This is a genomic window from Pararoseomonas sp. SCSIO 73927, from assembly GCF_037040815.1.
GTDB lineage: Bacteria > Pseudomonadota > Alphaproteobacteria > Acetobacterales > Acetobacteraceae > Roseomonas.
Window position 1 is genome coordinate 395,338 of sequence record NZ_CP146232.1, and the last position, 21,477, is coordinate 416,814.

Below are 21,477 nucleotides of genomic sequence, written 5' to 3' on the forward strand. Positions count from 1 at the left end.
AAACTCATGTCGATGTGGGGGCAGGCGCCAGGGTGACGGTGGTGCCGGAGGTGGTGAGGAGGAGACGCGTCGGCCCGCTGGGCGCGATGGGCTGGGAAACCCGCCACCTCGCCCCGTCGATCGCGCGGAAGAGCACGACGGCGCCGAGGAACTTCGCCGCCGGCTTCATCTCCCGCTCGATCGAGACGGTCTCACCGGGGCGGATGATCACCGTCTCCGACCCCACCGAGTCCGCGCCCAGCGTCGCGGCCTCGCGCTCGGTCAGCGCGAAGACGTCCGCCGCCTCGAACTTGCCCGTGCCGCCGAGGAAGAACAGGCGCACGGAGACCGGCACCGCCCTCCCCGTCCCGTCCGGGTTCTGGTCCGTCCCGCCCCGGACGGTGAGGTTGAGGACAGGCGGCGGCGGGGGCGGCGGCGCACCGCAGCGCGCCAGCAGCAGCGCGGGAAGGACCAGCAAGGGCCGGCGGTGGATCATGGGATCTCCCTGCGGGACGAGAGCTCTTCCATGGCCTGCTCGTAGGCCTTGGCGAAGCTCTTGCCGAAGACGCTATCGAAGTTGTCGGCCAGCGCGCCGCTCACCTCGGCGTGCAGGGCCTCGAAGGCCTCCCAGGCGCGGGCCTTGCGCCCGCCGGGGATGACGGAGAAGCCGCCCTTCTCCGCCCCGCGCTCCAGCGCGGCGGGGTCGAAGCGCGCCAGCAGCGCGCGCACCGCGGCCTGCATCGCCGTCACCGTCGCCAGCTCGTGCAGCCGCATGTCGCGCAGCGCGTCCGCCATCGCGGCGTCCGGCCGCATCGCGTCGCGCCGCCCGATGCCGAGCATGGCGAGGAGCGCGTCGTCGTCGCCTGCCGAGAACTTCAGCGGGTTGTTGCCGGTGGTGCGGATCATCGTCTGCTCGATCCGGAACTCGCCCTTGATGGAGGCGCGGGCGATCAGCGCCTGGCGCAGCCCGCTCACCGCCGCGCGCAGGGCCGCCCCGGCCGCCTCCAGCGTGGCTGCGGGATCCGGCACGGGCTGCTCGCCGAGGCCTGTGCCCCGCAGGAAGGCGAGGAGCAGGGCCGGGTCCGGGGTGGCCACGGGAAGCTCCGCCGCGGGCGGGCGCGGGGCGGCCGGCGGCGGAACCGGCGGCGCGACCTGCGGCGGCGGGCCTCCCTGCGACACCGGCTGGGACGATACCGGCGGGGGCGGCATCGGCGGGGCCACGGCGGGCGCGGAGACCGGGGCCGGAAATGGGGCCTGCACCGGCCGGTAGGCCTCGGGTCCGGAGGGCTCGGGCCTGTTGAGCGGGGGCGCCGATGGCCCGCCCCCCCGCTCCGGGGAAGGGCCGGCCGGCAGGTCCAGGTCCCAGTCGTCCGGGATCAGGTTGCCGCCCCCACCCCCCGGTGGCGGGCTGGCCGGGGCGTCGCCGAAGGGGTCGGGCGCGGGGCGGAAGGCGGCGTTCAGCGCCGGGGCGTGGTCCGGCTGGGTCGGCCCGTGGAAGGGCTCCTCCGCCGGCGCCAGCGGGTCGAAATCATCCGGCAGCAGCAGGCTAGGCCCGCCGATCGAGCAACCGGGGAGGCCCGGCGGGGACTCGTAGCGATCCCCGAAGGGACGCGGCGGCGGTGCGGCCTCCCCGAAGGGGTCGAGCATGTCCGGCGTGAGCCCGCCGCCGCCCTTCCTGTCGTAGATAGGGCTGTCGTAGGTGGGGGCCGGGTCATAGGTGGGGGCTGGCGCGGGATCGTAGGCCGGCTCGGCGATCCGCACCTCGATCTCGAAGGTGCCGAGGGTGATCCGGTCGCCGTCCCGCAGCATCCGGTCGCCGCCCGGCCCGATCGGGGCCGGCGCGTGGTTCACGAAGGTGCCGTTAGAGCTGGTGTCGGTCAGGTGCCAGGCGCCGGAGCGGAAGGCGATGCGGCAGTGCCGCTTGGAGAGGTGGCGCTCGGGGTCGGCCAGCACCCAGTCATTGTCCGGGCCGCGGCCGATGCTGAGCTCGCCGCCCGTCACCTCGCGCCGTTCCGGCGCGACGCTGTCGGGGCAGCGGATGACGGAAAGGGTCAGGCTCAAGGCCGCACGCGCCCCCGCCCGGCCGGGGCACGCCCGCGGGGCAGCGCCGATCCGCGATCGCTCATTCCGCCCTCCCCCGGGTCCTTCCGGCGCGACAATAAGGCCGCGGCATCGGGCAAGGCTAGTGCGGCCCCGCGCGATCGCCGGCAGGACCGTTTCGGTAGCGAAGTCGGGGCGCCCGCCCTATCCTCCGCCGGCGGCGCGGCGCCCGGGGAACCTGCCTGGGGAACCTTAACGAGAGATGGCGATGGACCAGATCCCCTCCCCCACCGTGCTCAGCACCGACGAGATGGGCCGGGTGGCGCCGCCCATCATGATGTCCGTCGGCCAGGGGGCCATCAACAATCCGGCCGACGTCTTCGTCATCCAGTCGCTGCTGAACGAGCGGCTGCCGAAGCCGCACACGCCCGTCCCCGTCACCGGGGAGGCGGATCCCGGCCTCGTGCTGGCTATCGAGGCCTACCAGGCCGTGGTGATGAACATGAACCCGCCGACCGGACAGGTCGCGCCGGGCAGCCCCACCTACTACTCCCTCGCCGCGCGCCCGCTGGTGAACGCGCCGCCGCCGCCCACCGTGCGCTACGGCCATGTCGGCATCGTGCCGCCCGACGTGCTGCAGGCCGCCACGGCGTCCCAGGCCCGCTGGCGGGTCCCGGTCTCCATCACCCTCGCGCAATGGGCGGTGGAGAGCGCCTGGGGCGCCTCCATGCCACCGGACAGCAACAACCCCTTCGGCATCAAGGCGGTCGGTTCGCAGCCCGCGGTGGAGAGCGCCACGCGCGAGGTGGTGAACGGCGCGGACCAGTTCATCCGCGCGAAGTTCCGCCGCTTCGAGAACCTCGCGGAGGCCTTCGACCACCACGGCAGGCTGCTGGCGACGAGTTCCTACTACACGGCCTCCATGCGCTTCACGCACGACCCGGAGGCCTTCGCCGACTCCCTCACCGGCGTCTACGCCACCGACCCGAAGTACGGCTACATCCTGAAATGGGTGATCAACAACTACGGCTTCCGGCGCTACGACCAGCCGGCCGCCGCGCCCTGAACCACCCCTGCCTCGGCCGCCGTGTCGCCCGCTCAGTTCCAGGGGCCGGGCGGGGGTTGGCGCCCGCCCCCCCGCGCCAACGTTCTTCCAGCGGGAACACCGGCATCGCACTCACCAAGCTGTGAGAATTGAGGAGTGCGGGATTCCAATGTCGCTTGGCCGGGCGCGCATGGCGGCCTCCTTGCCACGGCAGCGGGCGCTTCGTTATGAATCCGCTCATGGAACAGTTTCATGGGCGCCCTCTCTCGCACCGTGAAATCTTCCTGACACGTAGCGCAAGAGGCCGTGACATGTGGCAGCGGCTTGGGATGGTGCGGGGGCGGCTCTCGCGCGCAGTCCTGGCGGCGCTCGCGGGCCTCCTCCCGGCACCGCTGGCCGCGCAATCGCCCGAAAGCCTCGTCATCCCGCCTGGCGGCACGCCGATCCCGCAGATCGCGCCCGTCGTGCCGCCCGCGGTCGGGCCGGATACGGGCCGCGCGCCCATCGCACCGGCCGCCGTCCCCGCGGATGCCGGAAGCGTTCCCATCCGCGGCGTTGTCTTCGAGGGCGCGACCGTCTTCCCGACCGAGAGGCTGGCCGCCGCCGCCGGGCCGCTCACCGGTCCCTCGGTGCCCGTCGCCTCGCTGGAAGCGGCGCGCGCCGCCATCGTCTCGCTCTACCGCGAGGCCGGCTACCCCTTCGTCACGGCCGACGCGGTGGTGGGCGCCGACGGCGTGCTGCGCTTCCGCGTCACGGAAGGCCACGTGACGGAGGTGCAGCTGGACGGCGACATCGGCCCCGCCGGCACCCAGGTGCTGCGCTTCCTCAATCGCCTCATCGGGCCGCGGCCGATCGACATCGCGACGCTGGAGCGGCAGCTCCTCCTTGCGCAGGACATGCCGGGCGTCCTCATCCGCACCGTGCTGCGCCCGGCGGGGACGGAGCCCGGCGCCCTCTCCCTCGTCGCGCAGGTCTCCCGCCGCGCGGTCACGGGCTTTATCACGGGGGACAACCGCGGCTCCCGCCTCACCGGGCCGGCGCAGTTCCTCGCCGCCGCGCAGCTCAACAGCTTCACGGAGTTCGGGGAGCGCACGGAGCTCGCCCTGTTCTACGCGGACGGCGACACGCAGCTCTTCGGGCAGGTCGCGTCGGAGGCCTTCGTCGGCGGCTCCGGCCTGCGGGTGCGCCTCTATGCCGGGCGCGGCCGCGCCACGCCGAACGGGGCGCTGAACGCGCTCGGCTACCGCGGCGAATCCACGGTGGGCGGCCTCGCCGTCACCTACCCGCTGATCCGCAGCCGCTCGCAGTCGCTGAACATCGTCGGCGCCTTCGACGTGATCGAGAGCGACATCGACATCGACGACGCGAACGGGCGCAGAACCCGCTTCAGCCGGGATTCGCTGCGCGTGGCCCGCCTCGGCGGGGACTGGGCGGTCTTCGACCTGCTGGCCGGTGACACCCGGCCGGCGAGCAACTTCTTCGCGCTCCGCCTCTCCCAGGGCATCGACGGGCTCGGCGCGCGGTCCGGCGAGGGGCCGGACGCCTCGCGCGCCGGGGCGCGGGCCGACTTCACGAAGATCGGCGCCGAGCTCACGCGCACCCAGGCCCTCTTCCCGATCGGCACGCAGGCCACGGTCTCCTTCCTCGGCACCGTGGCCGGCCAGTGGACGAACGACGTGCTCCCGCCCTCCGAGAAGTTCTACCTTGGCGGCAACCGGCTCGGCCGCGGCTTCTACACGGGCGAGGTGACGGGCGACCGCGCCATCGCCGTCTCGGCCGAGTTGCAGGTCTCGACGGCCCTGGAGACGGAGCTGTTCGGCCAGGCGCTGCGCTTCGGCCCTACCGCCTACGCTTTTTACGACTATGGCAGGACCTTCGAGAACCTCTCCTCCGATCCGGACCGCCGGCTCGAATCCGTGGGCATCGGCCTGCGGACCGTGATCAATGAGCGGTTCGAGGCGGGGATCGAGGGCGTGCACCGGCTGACGCGCCGCCCTGGCGGTTCGTCCGTGCCGGCGCAGAAGGAGGACGCGCTGTTCTGGCGCTTCCTCGCCCGGTTCTGACGGGCAGGGTAAGGGGAACGGGCGCATGAACGGATCATCGGCCTTCCGCACGGCGCTGCTCTGCGGCACGGCGCTCGTCCTTCCCGTCGCGGCGCTGGCCCAGGCCCCGAACGCCAGGCCGCAGGGCGGGCAGGTGGTGGCGGGGGGCGCGACCATCGCGCAGGACGCGGCGCGCACCAGCATCGTGCAGTCCACGGACCGCGCGGCGGTGGACTGGCGCTCCTTCGACATCGGGCGGGACCACACGGTCCAGTTCCGGCAGCCCTCCTCCTCCTCCCTCACGCTCAACCGCGTCACCGGGCCCGATCCCTCGCAGATCGCGGGGCGCATCACGGCGAACGGGCAGGTGGCGATCGTCAACCAGTCCGGCGTGGTGTTCCACCAGGGCGCGCAGGTGGACGCGGCCGGCCTCGTCGTCTCCACCGCCAACATCACCAACCAGGCGCTGATGCGCGGCGGGCGGCTGAACTTCGATGGGCCCGGCCGGCCGGACGCGCGCATCGAGAACAACGGCAGCATCACCGTGCGGGAGGCTGGGCTCGCCGCCCTCGTCGCGCCGCAGGTGGCGAACCGCGGCGCGATCACCGCCCGCATGGGGCGGGTCGCGCTCGGCGGCGCCGAGACCGCCACGGTGGACCTGCACGGCGACGGGCTGATGTCGCTGGAGGTCACCTCTCCCGTGCGCCAGCGCCCCGCGAACGGGCAGGCGCTGGTGAGCAACACCGGCACCATCACCGCCACCGGCGGCACCGTCGTCCTCACCGCCCAGGCGGTGGACGGGATCGTGCAGGACCTCGTCCGCGCGGGCGGCACGATCTCGGCCGATACCGACGCCGCCACGGGCCGCGCCGGCCGCGTGGTGATCGCCGGTACGGGCGGGGCGGTGCGGATCGAGGGCGCGGTGACCGCGACGGGCACCGCGGAGAACACCCGGGGCGGCACGGTGCAGGTGGCGGGCGACCGAACTTGGGTCGCGCCCGGCGCGCGGGTGGACGCCTCCGGCCGCGCGAGCGGCGGCACGGTGCAGGTGGGCACGAACGGGCGCGGCAGCGCCGCCACGCGGCTGTCCCGGCGAACCGGCGTGGCCGCGGGCGCGACGGTGCGGGCGGACGCGACGGGGCGCGGCGACGGCGGCACGGTGATCGTGAACTCCGCCGACTACACCGCGCATGGCGGCGAGATCTCGGCGCGCGGCGGGCCGGCGGGCGGCGATGGCGGCTTCGTGGAGGTCTCCGGCCGCCGCGGGCTCGACCTCGCCGGCACGGTGAACGTCAACGCCGGGCTGGGCGGAACTGCCGGCACTTTCCTGATCGACCCCACGAACCTCACCATCGTCGCGAACGGCGACCCCAGGGCCAATGTCAGCCCGGCCACCTACGCGGACGGCGTCCTCTCCGCGGCCGAGCCGCCCACCGGCGACGCCTTCATCACCGCGGGCGCCGTGAACGGCGTGGCCGGCCTCCTCCGGCTCGAGGCGACGAACAGCCTGACCGTGGGCGCGGCGGTGGACAAGCCGGCCGGGGGCCTCTCCCTGCTGGTGGTGAACCCGGCCGTCGATCCGTCCCAGACCCTGACGGTGAGCGAGCCGCTCATCCTCCGCGGCGGCTCCCTGACGCTCGGCGCGCCGACGATCCTCGTGAACAGCCTCGTCCAGGTCCCGGCAGGCAACGCCATCACCCTGAGCGTGCCAAGCTTCAGCAGCGGCGCGCCGGTAGGAGTGGTGCGGCAGGCCGGGGCCGGCCGCTTCGTGGGCGGGACGCTGGCCGAGTCGGCCGAGAGCGCGCGGCTCGGCGCCTTCCGCGAGTTCGTGATGGAGGGCGACAACAGCCTCACCAACCTCGGCCTGCTGAACGCGCGGAACGGCGGGATCGTGCTCCGCAACGACCGCGCGCTCACCATCCAGGGCGATCTCTTCGCCACGGGCAGCGAGCTCCGGCTCGACGTGGCGGGCGACGCGGTGGTCAATGGCTCCATCCAGTCCACCGGCCCGGGGCTGCTCCTCCGGGCGGCGGGCAGCATCACGGTGAGCAGCAACACCTCCGTCGTCACGCCGGGGATCAACCTCTACGCCGCCTACGACTTCGCGGCGGGCGCCACCAACACCGCGGCGACGAGCGGGATCACCCTCTCCGGCTTCATGGGAAGCGGCCGACCGGGAAGGGACGGGGAGATCGAGGCGGACGCGGACTTAGCCGCAGGAACGGACGGCATCCGCCAGACCGGCGGCAGCCTGCGCGCGATCGCCCTCACCCTCCGCTCGGGCGGCGACGCGCTGCTGGAGAGCGCAAGTGCCGGCGAGCCCAACCTTCAGATCAGCGAACTCGGCCCCTCCTCCGTCGCCGGCAACCTCTCCCTGTTCAGCGGGAGCCGCTTCGGGAGCAGTCTCGACATCGCGGGCGACGTGACGGCCGGCGGCACCCTCTCGCTGCGGGAGTACAACGGGTCCATCACCCAGGTCTCGGGCTCCATCGCCGCGCCGACCCTCCGGGCCGTCGCCGCCGGCAGCGTGAATATCCTCGGCGCCACCAACCGGATCGGGACCCTGGCCGAAGCCTCCGGCTTCTCGGTCAACCTCCGCACCACGGGCAGCCTCCGGGTGGTCGGCCCGGTCTCCACCACCAACGCCGCCTCCATCCTCAGCGCCGATGGCGACATCGACGTCACCGGCTCCGTCACGGGGCAGCAGGGCGTCGCGCTGAGAGCGGGCGGGAGCGTGCGGCTCGCCGCCGGCAGCCTCGTGCAGTCGAACGGCTTCGGGTCCGGCCAGGTCCTCGTCCTTGCGGGCTACGACCCGGAGTCGGCCACGAGCGACCTCACCGGCGCCAGCTCGATCACCCTGGCGGGCACCCTCGGCAACGCGTCGCAGCCCGGCGTGGTCGGGCTCGGCGCCGGCACGGGCGGCATCACCCAGACCGGCGGGCGCCTCGTCGCCGGCGGGCTCAGCGTGCGCACCGGCGGGACCGCCGCGCTGAACGGCGCCGCCGCCGGAACGCCGAACCAGGCGGCCGCGCTGGTGGAGCTGGCCGGCAGCCTCAGTCTCGACAACGGGGCCTCGGACCTCGTGATCGGCGCCGCGACGGACCGGCTCCTGGCGGGCGGCAGCTTCGTGGAGATCCGGGCCGGCAACGTGTCGATGTACCCGAGCGCCTCCCTCTCCGCGACGGACCGCATCTCCTTCCAGGTGGACGGGCTGAGCCTGCAGGCCTACTCCGGCACCCCGGCGAGCATCGCCGCGCCGCTGATCGAGATCGCGCCGCGCATCGCCTCGAGCGTCGCCGTCGGCACCGCCGCGGGGCCGGAGCCGCTCTCCCTCTCCCCTGACCTGCTGGCGAGCCTCTCCGCCAGCCTCCTGGGCATCGGCCAGGCCACGTTCGACGGGGCCTCCACCACCACGGCCCAGGACATCCGCTTCGACACCGCCTTCAGCTTCCCCGGCGGGCTGTCCCTGAGCGGCACCGGCAACGTGACCCAGGAAGCGGCGGCGAACCTGACCATCGGATCCCTCGCCAGCCTCGTCGACGGGCGGCTGACCCTGACGAACCCGGGCAACAGCATCCCCGTGCTGTTCGGCAACCTGGCCCGCACCGGCTTCGCGCTGAGAACCTCGGGCGACCTCGCCATCGGCTTCCTCCAGTCGCCCGAGGTCGCGCTGACGGCGGTCAACATGACCCAGGGCGCCGCGAACTACATCATCGGCGGCAGCCTCGCCCTCCAGGCCACCGGCTCGGTGGACCTTCGCGGCGCCAACGCCGTCACCTCGCTCCTCACCTCGGATGTCGACGGCACGCTGCGGCTGAACAACACCAGTTCCCTGCTCACCGTGCCCACGGGCGCGCAGGTCTTCGCGGGCGGCGGCGCCGAGATCAACCAGACTGGCAACCTGCGGGTGGAGGGCCGGATCGACGGCTTCGATCCCGTCGGGCTGACGGCGACGGGAGGGATGGAGGTCGCAGGCACGGTCGCCGCCGACTCCGGCGTGCGGCTGCTCGCGGGTGGCAATATTGACCTGCAGGCGGATAGCAGCGTGACCGCCGGCAGCTCGGTGGCGACCATCACCGTTCTCGCGGGCTACGATTTCGGGACCGGCACCACGAACGTGGCGAGCGCGACCTCCCTGACGCTGAACGGCACGCTCGGGAACCCCGCCCTGGAAGGTGCTCTGTTGCTCGGCGCGGGCACCAACGGCATCGTGCAGGGCGGCGGGCAGGTGATCACGGAGAGCCTCTCCGTCACCTCCGGCGGCGATGCGCGGATCAACGCCGCGGGCTCGTCGAACCAGGTCGCCGGCCTCGGGACGAGCAGCGTGGCCGGCGCCCTTCTCCTCAGCACGAGCGATCAGCTCACCACCTCCGGCACGGTCACCGCGGGCAGCATCGGCCTGACCTCCTCCGGCGACACGACGATCGACGGCACCCTCTCCGCCACGGGCGAGGTCTTCCTCCGCTCGCTCGGCGGCGGAATCACTGAGACGGGACCGGGCCGGATCACCGCCGGCACCCTCCGCCTCTTCGCGGGGGAGGGATCGGCCGACCTGCGCGGGGATAACCGAGTGGCCGCCCTGGGCTCCTCCGACATCCTCGGCGGCCTGATCTTGAACAACACGGCCCCTCTGCTCACCGTGCCGGCCGGCGGCCTCATCCAGGCCGGGGGCGGGATTGAGATCAACGGGACCGGCAACACGCTCATCGCGGGCTCGCTGATTTCCCCCTCCGGCACGGTCCAGGTGACGACGACCGGCAACCTCACCATGGCCAGCGGCGCGGTCGCCAGCAGTTCCGGCTCTCCGGCCGGCAGCGTGGCGCTGCGCGCCGGCGGCAACGTCGTGCTGGAGCAGGGCAGTTCCGTGACCCTGGCCAACGCCATCTCGGTCCTCGCCGGCTACGATCCGGAATCCGGCACGACCGACACCGCGAGCGCGTCCTCCCTGAGCCTGGCCGGCACGCTGAGCGGCACGGCGGCGTCGAGCGCGGTCCGGCTCGGCGCGGGCACCGGCGGGATCGGGCAGACGGGCGGGCGGATCAGCGCGGGCACCCTTCTCGTCACCTCCGGGGGCGATGCGCTCCTCGACGGCAGCGCGACACCCAACGTGCTGGCGAACCTCGGCGCCAGCAGCGTCGCCGGCAGCCTCCTGCTGGACAATGGCAGCACGGACCTCGTCACCACCGGCGACGTCACGGCAGCGCGGATCGGCCTGCGCACCGGCGGCACGGTCACCGTGCGGAGCGACCTGTCGGCGACAGAATCCATCAGCTTCCTCGCCAACGGCCTCGCCGTCCCGGCGCCTACCACCACGGGGTCCGTGCCCATCCCCGGCGGCACCGTGACCGCGCCGCTGGTGGAGGCCGCGCCGCGGGATGCCCGGGACTTCGTCCTCGGGGGCACGGCGGCGCAGGCCGGCGTTCTGACCCTGAATCCCACCAGCATCTCGCGCATCACGGCGGACACGCTCCGCCTCGGCGCCGCGAGCCTGCGCGGCGATCCCGTGACGACCGCGACGAACATCCGCTTCGCCGGAAGCCTCGCCGCCTCCAACGCGCTGATCCTGAGGAGCCTCGGCGACATCGCGCAGGATGCCGGTACCACCCTCTCGGCGGCCAACCTTTCGGGAAGCGCGGGCGGCACGGCGACCCTCGCCAGTGCTGGCAACGCCCTGCCCGTCCTTGGCGATTTCAGCGCCGGCACGGCCCTCACCCTCGGCACGGGCGGCGGCCTCGCCATCACCGGCGCCGTGCAGTCGCCCGCGATCCGCCTCACAGCGGGCGGCGCGATCACCGAGAGCGGCGCCGGCCGCATCGGCGGCGGCAGCCTCTCCCTCCAGACATCCGGCGCGGCCACCTTGCTCGGGGCGAACACCGTCACCGTGCTCACCGCCTCGGAGACCGGCGGCGACCTGCGGCTCGCCAATTCGGGCGCGCTGCTGACGGTTCCTGCCGGCAACCTCGTCCGGGCCGGCGGCGCGCTGGAGATCGCGCAGGCCGGCGACCTCACGGTGAACGGCACCGTCTCCGGCGCCAGCACGCGCCTTTTCAGCCCCTCAGGCACCATCAGGGTGAACGGCAACTCCGCCATTGCCCGCACCGGCGACCTCTCCATCGAGGCGAACAGCTTCGCCCTCGCCGGGCTGCTCCAGGCCGCGGGCGAGATCCGCGTCACGGCCGGCACGCTGGCGAGCCTGGCGGGCCGGGCCGACGCGCCGACCCTCAGCCTCGCCGGACCGCGCATCACCTTCGGCGGGCTGGACGCGCGCGGCGCCGCCGTCAGCCTCCTCCTCGGCGCGGGCGGCACCACGGAAGGGGCGATCGACGCGGGCGGGCTCACCGTCGCGGGCGGTGCCAGGGCTAGCCTGACGGGCACGATCGCCGGCATCGCGGGCGGGGCCGCCGCGGCCTCCGGCCGGCGCGCCACGGCGGGCGGCACCCTGCTGGAGGAACCGCTGCCGGCGGCGAACGACTTCCTCTTCAACGGCTGCGCCATCGGCGCCGCGGCCTGCGCGTCGCCGCCGCCTCCGCCACCGCCCCCTCCGCCGCCACCGCCTCCTCCACCACCGCCCCCTCCTCCCCCTCCTCCGCCTCCGCCTCCCCCGCCTCCGGATGGCGGCGAGACACCCCCGCCGAGCCCGCCGCCCGCCGGCCCGGTCACGGAGCTCCCGGTCGGCTCGACCCTGGTGGACAGCCCGCTGCAGGTGCTCCGCGGCGTCGATCCGCTGGAGAACCTGCCGGCGCTCACGCGCCTGCGGCCGCCGGTGCCGAACATTACGGTCCGCATCGGCCGAGACCCCTCCGAGGAGGGCAGCCTCGCGCCCCCCAACATCCGGCGCGAGGATTACTGACCATGCGGCCCGCCCCCGTCCGCCCGCCTCTCGGCGCCCTCCTGCCGGCGCTGCTGGCCCCTGCCCTGGCCCTCGGAGCCTGCACCGCGCCGCCGCCTTCGGCCTATGTCGCCGCCTCCCCGGCCGGCGCTGCCGCCGTCTCACTCGGCCGCAACGCAGCGGGGGAGGAGTGCAGGATGGTCCCCTCGGGCGGCGGCGCGGACGTCTGGTGCGGCGAGTGGAGCAGCCCCAGCGCCCGGCTGCGCGAGGTGCCCGCCGCCCCGCCGCTCCAAGCGGCCGAGGCGGCCCGCGCCGGCATCGCCGGGCGGCTGGACTGCGCCGCGCCGCGCGGCACCACCGTCCTCGGCGACGTGCCCGCGGCCCTGGCGGACTGCCGCCGCCGCGCGGGTGGCTGGCCGGGCTTCGTGCTCGCCGCCTCCTCCGGTGGCCGGTCCTGGGTGGCGGAGGGCGTGCTGCCCGGCTACGTGGCGGCGGAGCGGGCGCTCGGCGTTCTCAGCGGCCGGGTCGGGGCCGATGCCGCGCCCTCCTCCTCCACCGCGCTGGACGCCGTGGCCGCCCGGCTGGCGAGGGAGGCCTTCTCCAGCAGCGACATCGGCCGCTACGAGGGGCTGATGTCCGTCGGCCGCGACGCCAACCAGGCCGAGCGCTTCGTGGCGGCCGAGACCGCCTACCGCGCCGCCCTGTCCCTGCAGGAGCGCGCGCTGGGCCCGGACTCGCCGGACCGCTTCCAGCCGATGGTGCTGCTCGCCGTCCAGCTCTCCAACCAGGGCCGCTTCCCGGAGGCAGAGGCGCTGCTCACCCGCGCCGCCCCCCTCGCCGCCCGCGCCTCGGACCCGCTGGCCGGCGCGCTGCTCGCCCATTACCGCGGGCTGCACGAGGCCAATCGCGGCCGCGCGGAATCCGCCCTGGCGCTGCTGTCGCAGGGCTACGACGCCTATGCGCGCGCCGCGCCGGCGGAGGCGCGGTCCGGTGCCCTGTCCAACGCCGGTTTGGGGGCCGCCTCCTCCCTCGTCGTCGATCCCGTGGCGGCGCGGGCCGTCATCGGCATGGTGGAGACGCGGCGCAACGCCGCCTCCGTGCTGCGCGCCGCCGGCCGCAACGCGGAGGCCGAGCGCGCCTCGGAGGACGCCAACCGCCTCGCCGCCGCCGCGGGCCGGCCGGTGGGGGAGGACGTGATCCAGGCCCGCCTGGCCCGCACCGGCGGGGCGGTGGAGGCGGCGGGCGGCGACAGCGCGGGGGCGGATGCCAGCTTCGGCCGCGCCTCCCGGCGCTTCGCGCGCGGCGTGCCCCGTTCCCGCCCGCTGGCGGACACGCTGCTGCTGCGCGCCGCCAACGCCACCGGCGCAGACTCCCGAGGCAGCTCCACGGGCGCCGCCGCCGGCTTCTGCCGCGAGGCCGTCCTGATCCTGCGCACCCTGCGGGAGGGAACGACGAGCGAGCGCATCGCCCCCTGCATCGACGCCCTGGCCGCCCCCGGCACGCAGGAGGCGCTGGGCGAGGCCTTCGAGGCCGCGCAGGTCGCGCAGGGCGGCGTCACCGCCACCCAGATCGCCACCGCCGCCGCCCGGCTGACAGCCGGCGCCCGCAACCCCGCCGTGGCCGAGGCGCTGCGCCGGCGCGAGGCCGCGGACCGCGCCCTGACGGTGAGCTACCGCGAGCGCGACGCCGCGGTGGAGGCCGGCCGCACCGACCTCGCCGCGCTGAACACCCGGATCGAGGAGGCCGAAGCGGCGGCGGCCGAGGCCGACGGCGCCGCCCAGGCCGCGGCGCCGGGCTACGCCCAGCTCGTCCAGTCCGTCGCCTCCGCGCGGGAGGTCCTCGCGGCGCTCGCCCCCGGCGAGGCCCTGGTGGCGACCACCCTGCCCGAGACGCGCCGGGGCTGGACCTTCGTGCTGGCGGACGGGACCATCACCGCGACGCGGGTGGGGGCGGAGACCCGGACGGTGAACGCCCTCGTCGCCCGCATCCGGGCGAGCGTGGAGGCGGGCAACGGGAACAAGCCTTTCGCGGCGGGGGATGCCCACGCCCTCTACGCCGCTGTCCTCGGCGGCGCGGCGCCGGTGCTGGAGCGCGCGACCGCCCTCGTCGCAGCGCCGGAGGGTTCGCTGCTCTCCATCCCCTACGGCCTCCTCGTCACCGCCCCACCGCCCCGCGCGGATTCGGAGGCGGGCGCGGCCTTCCTGCTGGAGAGGATGCCCGTCTCCCACGTGCCGGCGCCGGCCAGCCTCGTCTCGCTCCGCCGCGCCGGGCGCTCGGGCGCGCCCCGCCCCTGGTTCGGCTTCGGCGACCCGCGGCCGGTGCCGGTCTCCTTCGCCGCGCGCTCTTTCCCCGCCGCGCCGGAATGCGGGCGCGGCCTCGCCTCCCTCGCCCGCCTCCCCGCCACAGCGCTGGAGCTCGCCGCCGCCGCCGAGGTCTCGGGCGCCTCCGCCCGCGACCGGCGCCTGGGCGGCGAGTTCACGGCGGCCGCCGTGCGCGGGGTGCGGCTGCGCGACTACCGCGTGCTGCACTTCGCCACCCACGGCGTGCTGCCCTCCGACCTCGCCTGCCTGACGGAGCCGGCCATCGTCGCCTCCGCCGCGCCGAACGGGCCGGACGCCACCCAGGCGCTGCTCACCTCCGGCGTTGTGCTGGACCTCGACCTGGACGCGGACCTCGTCGTGCTCTCCGCCTGCAACTCCGGCGGCGGGGCGGCGGCGGGGGAGAGCCTGTCCACCCTCGCCCGCGCCTTCTTCTACTCCGGCGCGCGCGGGCTGATGGTGACGCACTGGTACGTCAACGACGCGGCCGCGGCGCGCGTGGCCGCCTTCACCCTGCAGAACATTCGCGGGGGCGCCGGGCCGGCCGAGGCGCTGCGCAAGGCGCAGGTTGACCTCATGCGCACGCCCGGCGGCTCGCATCCCGGCCTCTGGGCACCCTTCGCGCTCATCGGGCCGGGGCCAGGGGCTGGAACGGGCACGCCGCCTGCCGCCCCGCTGCGCTCAGCCGCCGCGCCCGGCACGGCGGGCTAGGGCGCGCCCGGCGGCATGTCGGAGAGGATGCCGGAGGAGGGACCGGCACCCCTGTTCCTGGAGCACCGCCCGGCCCCGCCCTGGGTGCTGCCCGGGGCACCGGTGTTCCGCTCGGAGATCCGCTGCACCGGGCTGATGGTGGCCCTGCCCTGCTACGGCGCGATGCTGACGACCGGCACGCTGCGCGGGCTGCTGGACACGCAGCGCGCCCTGCTCCTCCTCGGCCTGCCCTTCGCCTGTGCCACGGTGGAGAACGAGAGCCTGATCCCCCGCGCGCGGAACGCCCTCGTCGCCCGCTTCCTCCGCTCCACCGCCTCCCACCTGCTTTTCATCGACGCCGATATCGGCTTCGGGGCGGACGCCGTGCTGCGCCTGCTCGGGCACGGGCGGGAGGTGATCGGCGGCCTCTACCGCAGCAAGCGCCTGGATCGGGAGGAGTGGGCGGCCGGCTTCGCGCCCGGCCCGGAAGGCACGGTGCGGAACGAACCCGCGACCGGCGCGGTGGAGGTGGCGACGATCGGCACCGGCTTCCTGCTCATCCGGCGCGAGGTGCTGGCCCGCATGGCCGATGCCCTGCCGGAGACGCGCCACATGACGGAGGAGGGCGTCGCGCACGCCCTGTTCGACACGGCGATCGAGCCCGGCACCGAAGCCTCCCCCGGCCGCTACCTGAGCGAGGACTACCTGTTCTGCGCCCGCTGGCGCGCCCTGGGCGGCACGGTGTGGTGCGACCCGGCCATTCGGCTGGAGCACCGGGGGAGCCTCGTCCTGGCGGGCGACCCCGCCTCCCTCTTCGCGCCGCCCTGAGGCGCGGGGTGGGACGCGGGGCATGAATCCCACGGGGGGTGGGTGGTGCGGCCCGCGCCCGGCCCTGTAGCATGGCGGAACGACAGGGGGAGAGGCGCCCGGTGTCACAGGCCTTGCCGCCTGGCTTCGGCGATTGGACCGGCGACGGGAAGTACGAGCTGCGCGGCACGCTCGGTGCCGGCGCCATGGGCGTGGTGCTGGACGGGTTCGACCGGGCAATCGAGCGGCGCGTGGCCATCAAGATTGTCCGCAAGCCCGCGCCGGACGACGCGGAGGCCGTGGAGGCCGCCGCCCGCTTCAAGCGCGAGGCCCAGGCCGCCGGCCGCCTCTCCCACCCCGGCATCGTCGGCGTCTACGACTACGGCGAGGACGAGGGCACGGCCTGGATCGTCATGGAGATGGTCCGGGGCGGCACGCTGAAGGCCCTGATCGACCGGGAGGAGCGCCTGCCGGTGCGCGAGACCGCGCGCATCATGGGCCAGGTGCTGACCGCCCTCGCCTACGCGCACGGCCGCGGGGTGATCCACCGCGACATCAAGCCGGCCAACGTGATGCTGACGGAGGAGGGCGACGCCAAGCTCGCCGATTTCGGCATCGCACGCATCGAGAACTCCTCGATGACGCAGGTGGGCACGCTGATGGGCACGCTGAGCTACATGGCGCCGGAGCAGCTGCGGGGGGAGGCGCTGGACGCCCGCGCCGACATCTGGGCGGCCGGGGTAATGCTCTACCAGCTGCTGACGGGGGAGAAGCCCTTCTCCGGCAACTCCTCGGCGGTGATGCACAAGGTGCTGAACACCGAGCCGCCGCTTCCCTCCGCCCTCGCCTCCGTGACCCAGGCGATGGACGCGGTGGTGATGCGGGCGCTCGCGAAGCGGGCGGAGGACCGCTGGCCGGACGCGCGCACCTTCGCCACCGCGCTCGAACTCGCGGCCACCGCCCCCGCCGCCCCGGCCGCCATGGAGGAGCCTGAGGACGCCACCCGCGTGGTCGCGCCGCCCCGCGTCATCGCGTCCTCCGCGCCGCCGGCCCCGGCCCGGGGCGGGCGGCCGGGCTGGGTTCTGCCGGTCGCCGGCCTGGGCGCGCTGGCCGCCCTCGGTGCCGGGGCCTTCCTGCTGGTCCCACGGGGCGAATCGCCTCCTCCGCCCGCGGTGACGGCCGCGGCCCCGCCGGCGGGCCAGGCGCCCGCGCCATCAGCCCCGACGCCTCCGGCCCAGCCGCCCGCCGTCCAGGCACCTCCCGTCACCCCGCCCCCCTCCCAGCCGCAGGCGGGGGCGGCGCCCACCCTACCAGGGCAGGTTCCGCCGGCAGCCGCCCCTTCCGGCGAGCCCGTAGGGACGCCGCAGGCCCCGGCGGCGCAGCAGCCCGCCCCAGCACCGCCCGCAGCATCGCCGCCGGCAGCGCAGCCCAGCACGCCCCCGGTTCCGCCCGCGCCGCCGGCCCAGACGCAGACCCAGCCCCCTGGCCCCTCCTCGGTCCAGTCCGCTCCCGAACTGCCCCCGGCACGGCCCACTCCCACGACGCCGGCGCCGGAGCCGGCGCGCCCGGCCCAAGTCCAGCCGGGGGTTCAGCCCGGCCCCGAAGCCCCTCCGGCACAGCAGGCCGCGCCGCCCACCGCCCAGGCCTCCCTAGTTCCGGCCCCGCGTCCGGACTGGAGGGCCGTCTCGGCGGCAGCCGTGGCGGCGGCCCCCTGCGGCCTGCTCTCCGCGCGTGTCGAGGAGAACGGCTTCCGCCTGGGCGGCGTGCTGCCCCGCGCGGAGGCCGAGGCCGTGCGGCAGGAGATCGCCCGCCGGAACCTTCCCTCCGGCGCCGCGCGGCTGGATCTCGGCACCTTCGACGCTCCCTACTGCCCTCTCCTCAGCGCCCTGCGCCCCGCCCTCGCCGCGCCCGGCGAGGGGCCGGAGGTGGCGCTGGACGGCGCGCGGCCGCTCCGGAAGGGCGAGCTGCTGCGCTTCGCCGTCACCCTGCCCGGCTGGGCCACGAACCTCCACGTCGCCTACGCGACCTCGGACGGAGCGGTCCTGCGGGTGGAGCCGGGCGCGGCCGTCGCCCCGGGCGCCCGGATACGGATCGGCGATCCGCGCCCGGGCTTCCCGGGCTGGAGGATCGACGAGCCCTACGGCACCGACCTGCTCTTCGTCGTCGCGTCGGAGGATCGGCTCTTCGCGCCGGGAGCCCCGGCCGTCGAGGACCAGGCCGCCTACGCGCGCGGCTTCGCCGCGGCGGTGCAGATCGCCCGCGCGACCGGGCGCCGCATCGCCCTGATCCCCGTTCCCGTGGATACGGCACCCTGATGAGCCGCGCCTGGGCGACCGTCTCTGAGCAGCCAGCCCCAAGGAGCCAGCCCCCGGAGGCCAGCCCTGGGCATCCGGTTGCGGCGCTGGCGCCGGTTGCCCCGGTTCCGGGACGTTGCGCCCCGGGCGCGGAAGGGACAAACCGTTGCGGAACGGTCTGGCATCCGGTGTAGGCTCCCGACCCCCGGCCCGGCCGATCGAGGAGAGACGCATGTTGCCTTCCCACCGCCTCATCCTGTCGCTCGGCGCCGCCCTGATCGGCGCGGCCGGCCCGGTGCCCGCCGCGGCGCAGTCCGCCATGCAGATGATCGAGCGGCTTCGCCCGGGAACCGGCGGGGATCGCGGCCTCCGGGCGCCCGGCGCCGAGCCGACGGCCCCCGCCACGCCGTCCGCCCCGCCATCCGCCCCCGCCCAGGCGGGCTCGCCGCCGCGCCCGCCCGCCGCGACGGTCGCGCGCCCCCCGCTCCGCCCCGCCGAGGCCCCGGCCGCCACGACGGCCCCGGCCGGGACCCCCGCCGTGTCCATCACCGTGCAGTTCCCGACGAACTCCGCCACCCTCACCCCGGCCGCCGAGCGGGCGTTGGCGCCGCTCGGCCAGGCGCTCTCCTCGCCGGAGCTGGCGCCCTACCGCTTCCGGATCGAGGGGCACACGGACACGGTCGGTCCGGACGAGCCGAACCGGGTTCTCTCCCAGCGCCGGGCGGAGGCGGTGCGGGACTTCCTGACCCAGCGCTACAACGTGCCGGCCACAAGGCTGGAGGCGGCGGGCCTGGGCGAGAGCCAGCCCCTCGTCAGCACCGGGGACAACCGGGCGGAGCAGCGCAACCGGCGCGTCCAGGTGCTGAACATCGGCAGCTGAGCGGCCGGCCGGGGGCGCCGGGCCCTTCGCCGTGCCGGAGAGCCGGGACGACGACACCATCCGCATGAGCCCGCCCCCGGGCGCGGCGGCGGCCCTGCCAGCCCGGCGGCGGCCGGGATGGCTGGCGCCCGGCATCGCCGCGCTGGCGATTGGCATGGCCGGCCTCGGCTGGGTCGGCGCGCGCTGGGCGGAGCGGCCTGCGGCACCGGTGGCCGGATCCTTCCCGGCCCCCGCCCCCGCACCAGGGACGCCCAGTGCCCAGGCGCCAGGGGCGCCAAGCCTTCAGGCGCCAGGGGCGCCAAGCACCCAGGCGCCAGTGGCGCCAAGCACCCAGGCACCGGAGGCGCTCCACGCCCCCGCGCCGCCGCCCGGCCTTGCGCCGGCCTTCCCGGCCATGGAGCGCGAGGCGCTGCTCCGCTGGCAGCCCGCCGAGACCACCATCGTGCGCCTGGCGGACCTGCCGGCCGTCTTCCTCATCGCCTTCCCCAACCTGGGGCGCCAAGGGCGCATGATGAACCGCATCGCCGCCTTCGTGGAGAAGGCCCGCGCCCCGCGCGACCGCGTGCTGGACGACGCGGCCCTCGCCGCCGCGATCGCGGCGGAGGGCCAGACCCCGGAGACTTACTACTACGGCCACGACTACGCGCTGGCCGACATGGAGCGCTTCTTCTCCGTCGCCCGGGCCACCGGCATCGCGCTGAACCCGGAGGAGCGGTGGCTGGAGGCGCGGATGCCCGCCCTCGGCGCGGGGGCGCGGGACGTGCCGCGGGCGGTCATCACCCTGCCCGCCGAGGGCGGCGGCCTCGATGCCTCGGCCCGCCGCGCGGTGCTGGAGCACGAGGCCGGGCACGGGCTGTTCTTCACCGATCCCGCCTTCGCCGCCCGGGTGACCCGCGTCTGGCGCGAGACCCTTACCGAGGCCGAGCGCGACGCCTTCCGCCGCTTCCTGGGCGCGGAGGGCTACGACACCTCGCTGGAGTGGCTGATGGCGAACGAGGCGATGGCCTACCTCATCTTCACGCCCGACCCGCGCTTCTTCGACCCGGCACGCGACCTCGGGATGGCCCAGGGCGCCGCCGAGCGCCTTCGCGCCGCGATGCGCCACGCCCTGCCCCGCTGAGGCCACCCTGCCGGGGACGCGGCACGGGAATGTGCTTTTGGCACCGCAACATTCCGGCCCTAGCCTCCATCGTCCAGCGGGAGAGCGAGGCATGGCCCTTCAATCGGCAGGGCTGGGCGGCAATGCCGTCCTGCGGCAGATCGAGATGAAGGCGCGGCCGAGCCTCGCCATGGGGCGCTCCACCAACGACACCGGCGCGGTGAAGCTCGTGCAGGAGGCACTGAAGGCGCTCGGCGAGGATCTTGGCGGGGACTGGGTGCAACCCGCCTCCGGCCTCGGCTGGTACGGTCAGCACACCGTCAACGCCGTCACCTCCTTCCAGGTGAAGGCCTTCCCGACCACCTCGGAGGAGTGGGACGGAAAGGTCGGGCAGAAGACGCTGCGGGCCATGGACGCCCGGCTCCTCGCCGGGCCGCCCGCCCCTACCCCCACCCCCGGGCCGGACGGTGGGCAGGTCCCGCCCCCGGGCGTGCTGCCGACGCAGAAGGACTGGATGGACATCCGCTTCGACCCGCCACTTTTCTACTCCGGCGGGGTGAAGATCTCCCTCGTGGACCCGATCCTGATGCCGGTGGTCAGCAACGTGATGGCGCATTTCGGCGTCCACGTCCCGCACGGCGCCGACTTCGTCATCGGCCTGATGCGGCGCCTCGGCACCGCTGCGGACCTCGGCTCCGTCATGGCCTCGGGCGGGTTGTTCGGGGTTACCCAGCGCAGCGGGGCGCTGCCGCTGAGCCTGCCGCAGGTGATCGCCTGGGCGAAGGCCAACGGCGCCGGCAGCGGGGTGGTGAAGGTCCTGGAAGGCCTGTCGGGCGCGCTCGCAGCGGTTCCCACATCCGGCGCCATCAGCTGCGGGCTCGTCGGCATCCTCGCCACCGGCTTCCCGAATGTCGGGGCGATGCACGGCCACGTCTCCGGCCCGACCGACGAGGCGGCCTTCAACTTCGCGGTCGCCAACACGAAGGGGCTGGGGAAGCTGATCAAGATCGCGGTCGAGGCCGGCGGGAAGGCTTCCGACCTGATTAACCTCGGAGGCTCCGTCTACGAGAGCTACAAGAACCTCAGCAGCATGAAGGAGAAGGCGATCGTGGTGATGGACATCCCCGGGCTCTCCTTCGGGGTGGATATCGGCTTCTCCGCCACCCGGTCCAAGTTCTTCTCCGTCGACCTGGACGCGATCGTGCAGCGCCTCCGGGATGCAAGCCCCTTCGGAAATGACGGCCGCCCCTGGATCATGTCGAGCGCCGGCATCCCGCGCCTGGTGGCGCCGCACCAGGGCCTGATGCGCGTACGCAGCCCGATCTAGACGCCCCTGCCGCCCCGGCCCGTCAACCGACCGCGCGGGGCTGCTCCCGCCGGAGCCGGCCCCCTCGGACGGGATGCGGCACAGGATCGGCCGGGACCTGCCAGGACCGGGTCAGCGCCATCCCCCG

The 21,477-nt window shown here is 75.0% G+C and carries 11 protein-coding genes; 9 read left to right on the top strand and 2 right to left on the bottom strand.

Annotation, left to right across the window (positions count from 1 at the left end; translation table 11 throughout):
- Positions 1-4: 4 nt before the first annotated feature.
- A complete protein-coding gene (gene tssJ / locus VQH23_RS01970; RefSeq protein ID WP_338663936.1) occupies positions 5-475 on the bottom strand; it encodes a type VI secretion system lipoprotein TssJ in 471 nt (156 codons plus the stop codon).
- On the bottom strand, positions 472-2,040 hold the full coding sequence (tagH, locus tag VQH23_RS01975) for a type VI secretion system-associated FHA domain protein TagH (protein WP_338663937.1): 1,569 nt from the start codon (positions 2,038-2,040) through the stop codon (positions 472-474). Before tagH ends, tssJ begins: the two co-directional genes overlap by 4 nt.
- Positions 2,041-2,287: 247 nt before the next feature.
- On the opposite strand from tagH, the gene VQH23_RS01980 reads away from it, so the two are divergent.
- From VQH23_RS01980 to VQH23_RS02020, 9 genes are all read left to right on the top strand, one after another.
- Complete coding sequence (locus VQH23_RS01980) at positions 2,288-3,085, top strand: glucosaminidase domain-containing protein (protein WP_338663938.1); 798 nt, start codon at positions 2,288-2,290, stop codon at positions 3,083-3,085.
- 290 nt (positions 3,086-3,375) lie between these two features.
- A complete protein-coding gene (locus VQH23_RS01985; RefSeq protein ID WP_338663939.1) occupies positions 3,376-5,127 on the top strand; it encodes a ShlB/FhaC/HecB family hemolysin secretion/activation protein in 1,752 nt (583 codons plus the stop codon).
- A gap of 25 nt (positions 5,128-5,152) precedes the next feature.
- Complete coding sequence (locus VQH23_RS01990) at positions 5,153-11,956, top strand: filamentous hemagglutinin N-terminal domain-containing protein (RefSeq protein ID WP_338663940.1); 6,804 nt, start codon at positions 5,153-5,155, stop codon at positions 11,954-11,956.
- A 2-nt stretch (positions 11,957-11,958) separates the two neighbouring features.
- Positions 11,959-14,964, top strand: coding sequence for a CHAT domain-containing tetratricopeptide repeat protein (locus VQH23_RS01995; protein WP_338663941.1), 3,006 nt, complete (start codon positions 11,959-11,961; stop codon positions 14,962-14,964).
- Positions 14,965-14,991: 27 nt separating this feature from the next.
- A complete protein-coding gene (locus VQH23_RS02000; RefSeq protein ID WP_338663942.1) occupies positions 14,992-15,771 on the top strand; it encodes a hypothetical protein in 780 nt (259 codons plus the stop codon).
- 101 nt (positions 15,772-15,872) lie between these two features.
- Positions 15,873-18,065 carry a protein kinase domain-containing protein gene (locus VQH23_RS02005; protein WP_338663943.1) on the top strand — a complete coding sequence of 731 codons (2,193 nt, stop codon included), beginning with the start codon at positions 15,873-15,875 and terminating at the stop codon, positions 18,063-18,065.
- 211 nt (positions 18,066-18,276) lie between these two features.
- Positions 18,277-18,924 (top strand): OmpA family protein, encoded by a 648-nt coding sequence (locus VQH23_RS02010; protein WP_338663944.1) that lies wholly within the window; start codon positions 18,277-18,279, stop codon positions 18,922-18,924.
- Between the two features lie 64 nt (positions 18,925-18,988).
- Positions 18,989-20,044, top strand: coding sequence for a hypothetical protein (locus VQH23_RS02015; protein ID WP_338663945.1), 1,056 nt, complete (start codon positions 18,989-18,991; stop codon positions 20,042-20,044).
- A 91-nt stretch (positions 20,045-20,135) separates the two neighbouring features.
- On the top strand, positions 20,136-21,350 hold the full coding sequence (locus tag VQH23_RS02020; RefSeq protein WP_338663946.1) for a peptidoglycan-binding domain-containing protein: 1,215 nt from the start codon (positions 20,136-20,138) through the stop codon (positions 21,348-21,350).
- Positions 21,351-21,477: the final 127 nt, after the last annotated feature.

Bases quoted from the DNA above. Each gene is read 5' to 3' on its own strand.
- tssJ (WP_338663936.1), bottom strand. From the start codon at position 475: ATGATCCACCGCCGGCCCTTGCTGGTCCTTCCCGCGCTGCTGCTGGCG.
- VQH23_RS01980 (WP_338663938.1), top strand. From the start codon at position 2,288: ATGGACCAGATCCCCTCCCCCACCGTGCTCAGCACCGACGAGATGGGC.
- VQH23_RS01985 (WP_338663939.1), top strand. From the start codon at position 3,376: ATGTGGCAGCGGCTTGGGATGGTGCGGGGGCGGCTCTCGCGCGCAGTC.
- VQH23_RS01990 (WP_338663940.1), top strand. From the start codon at position 5,153: ATGAACGGATCATCGGCCTTCCGCACGGCGCTGCTCTGCGGCACGGCG.
- VQH23_RS01995 (WP_338663941.1), top strand. From the start codon at position 11,959: ATGCGGCCCGCCCCCGTCCGCCCGCCTCTCGGCGCCCTCCTGCCGGCG.
- VQH23_RS02000 (WP_338663942.1), top strand. From the start codon at position 14,992: ATGCCGGAGGAGGGACCGGCACCCCTGTTCCTGGAGCACCGCCCGGCC.
- VQH23_RS02010 (WP_338663944.1), top strand. From the start codon at position 18,277: ATGTTGCCTTCCCACCGCCTCATCCTGTCGCTCGGCGCCGCCCTGATC.
- VQH23_RS02015 (WP_338663945.1), top strand. From the start codon at position 18,989: ATGAGCCCGCCCCCGGGCGCGGCGGCGGCCCTGCCAGCCCGGCGGCGG.
- VQH23_RS02020 (WP_338663946.1), top strand. From the start codon at position 20,136: ATGGCCCTTCAATCGGCAGGGCTGGGCGGCAATGCCGTCCTGCGGCAG.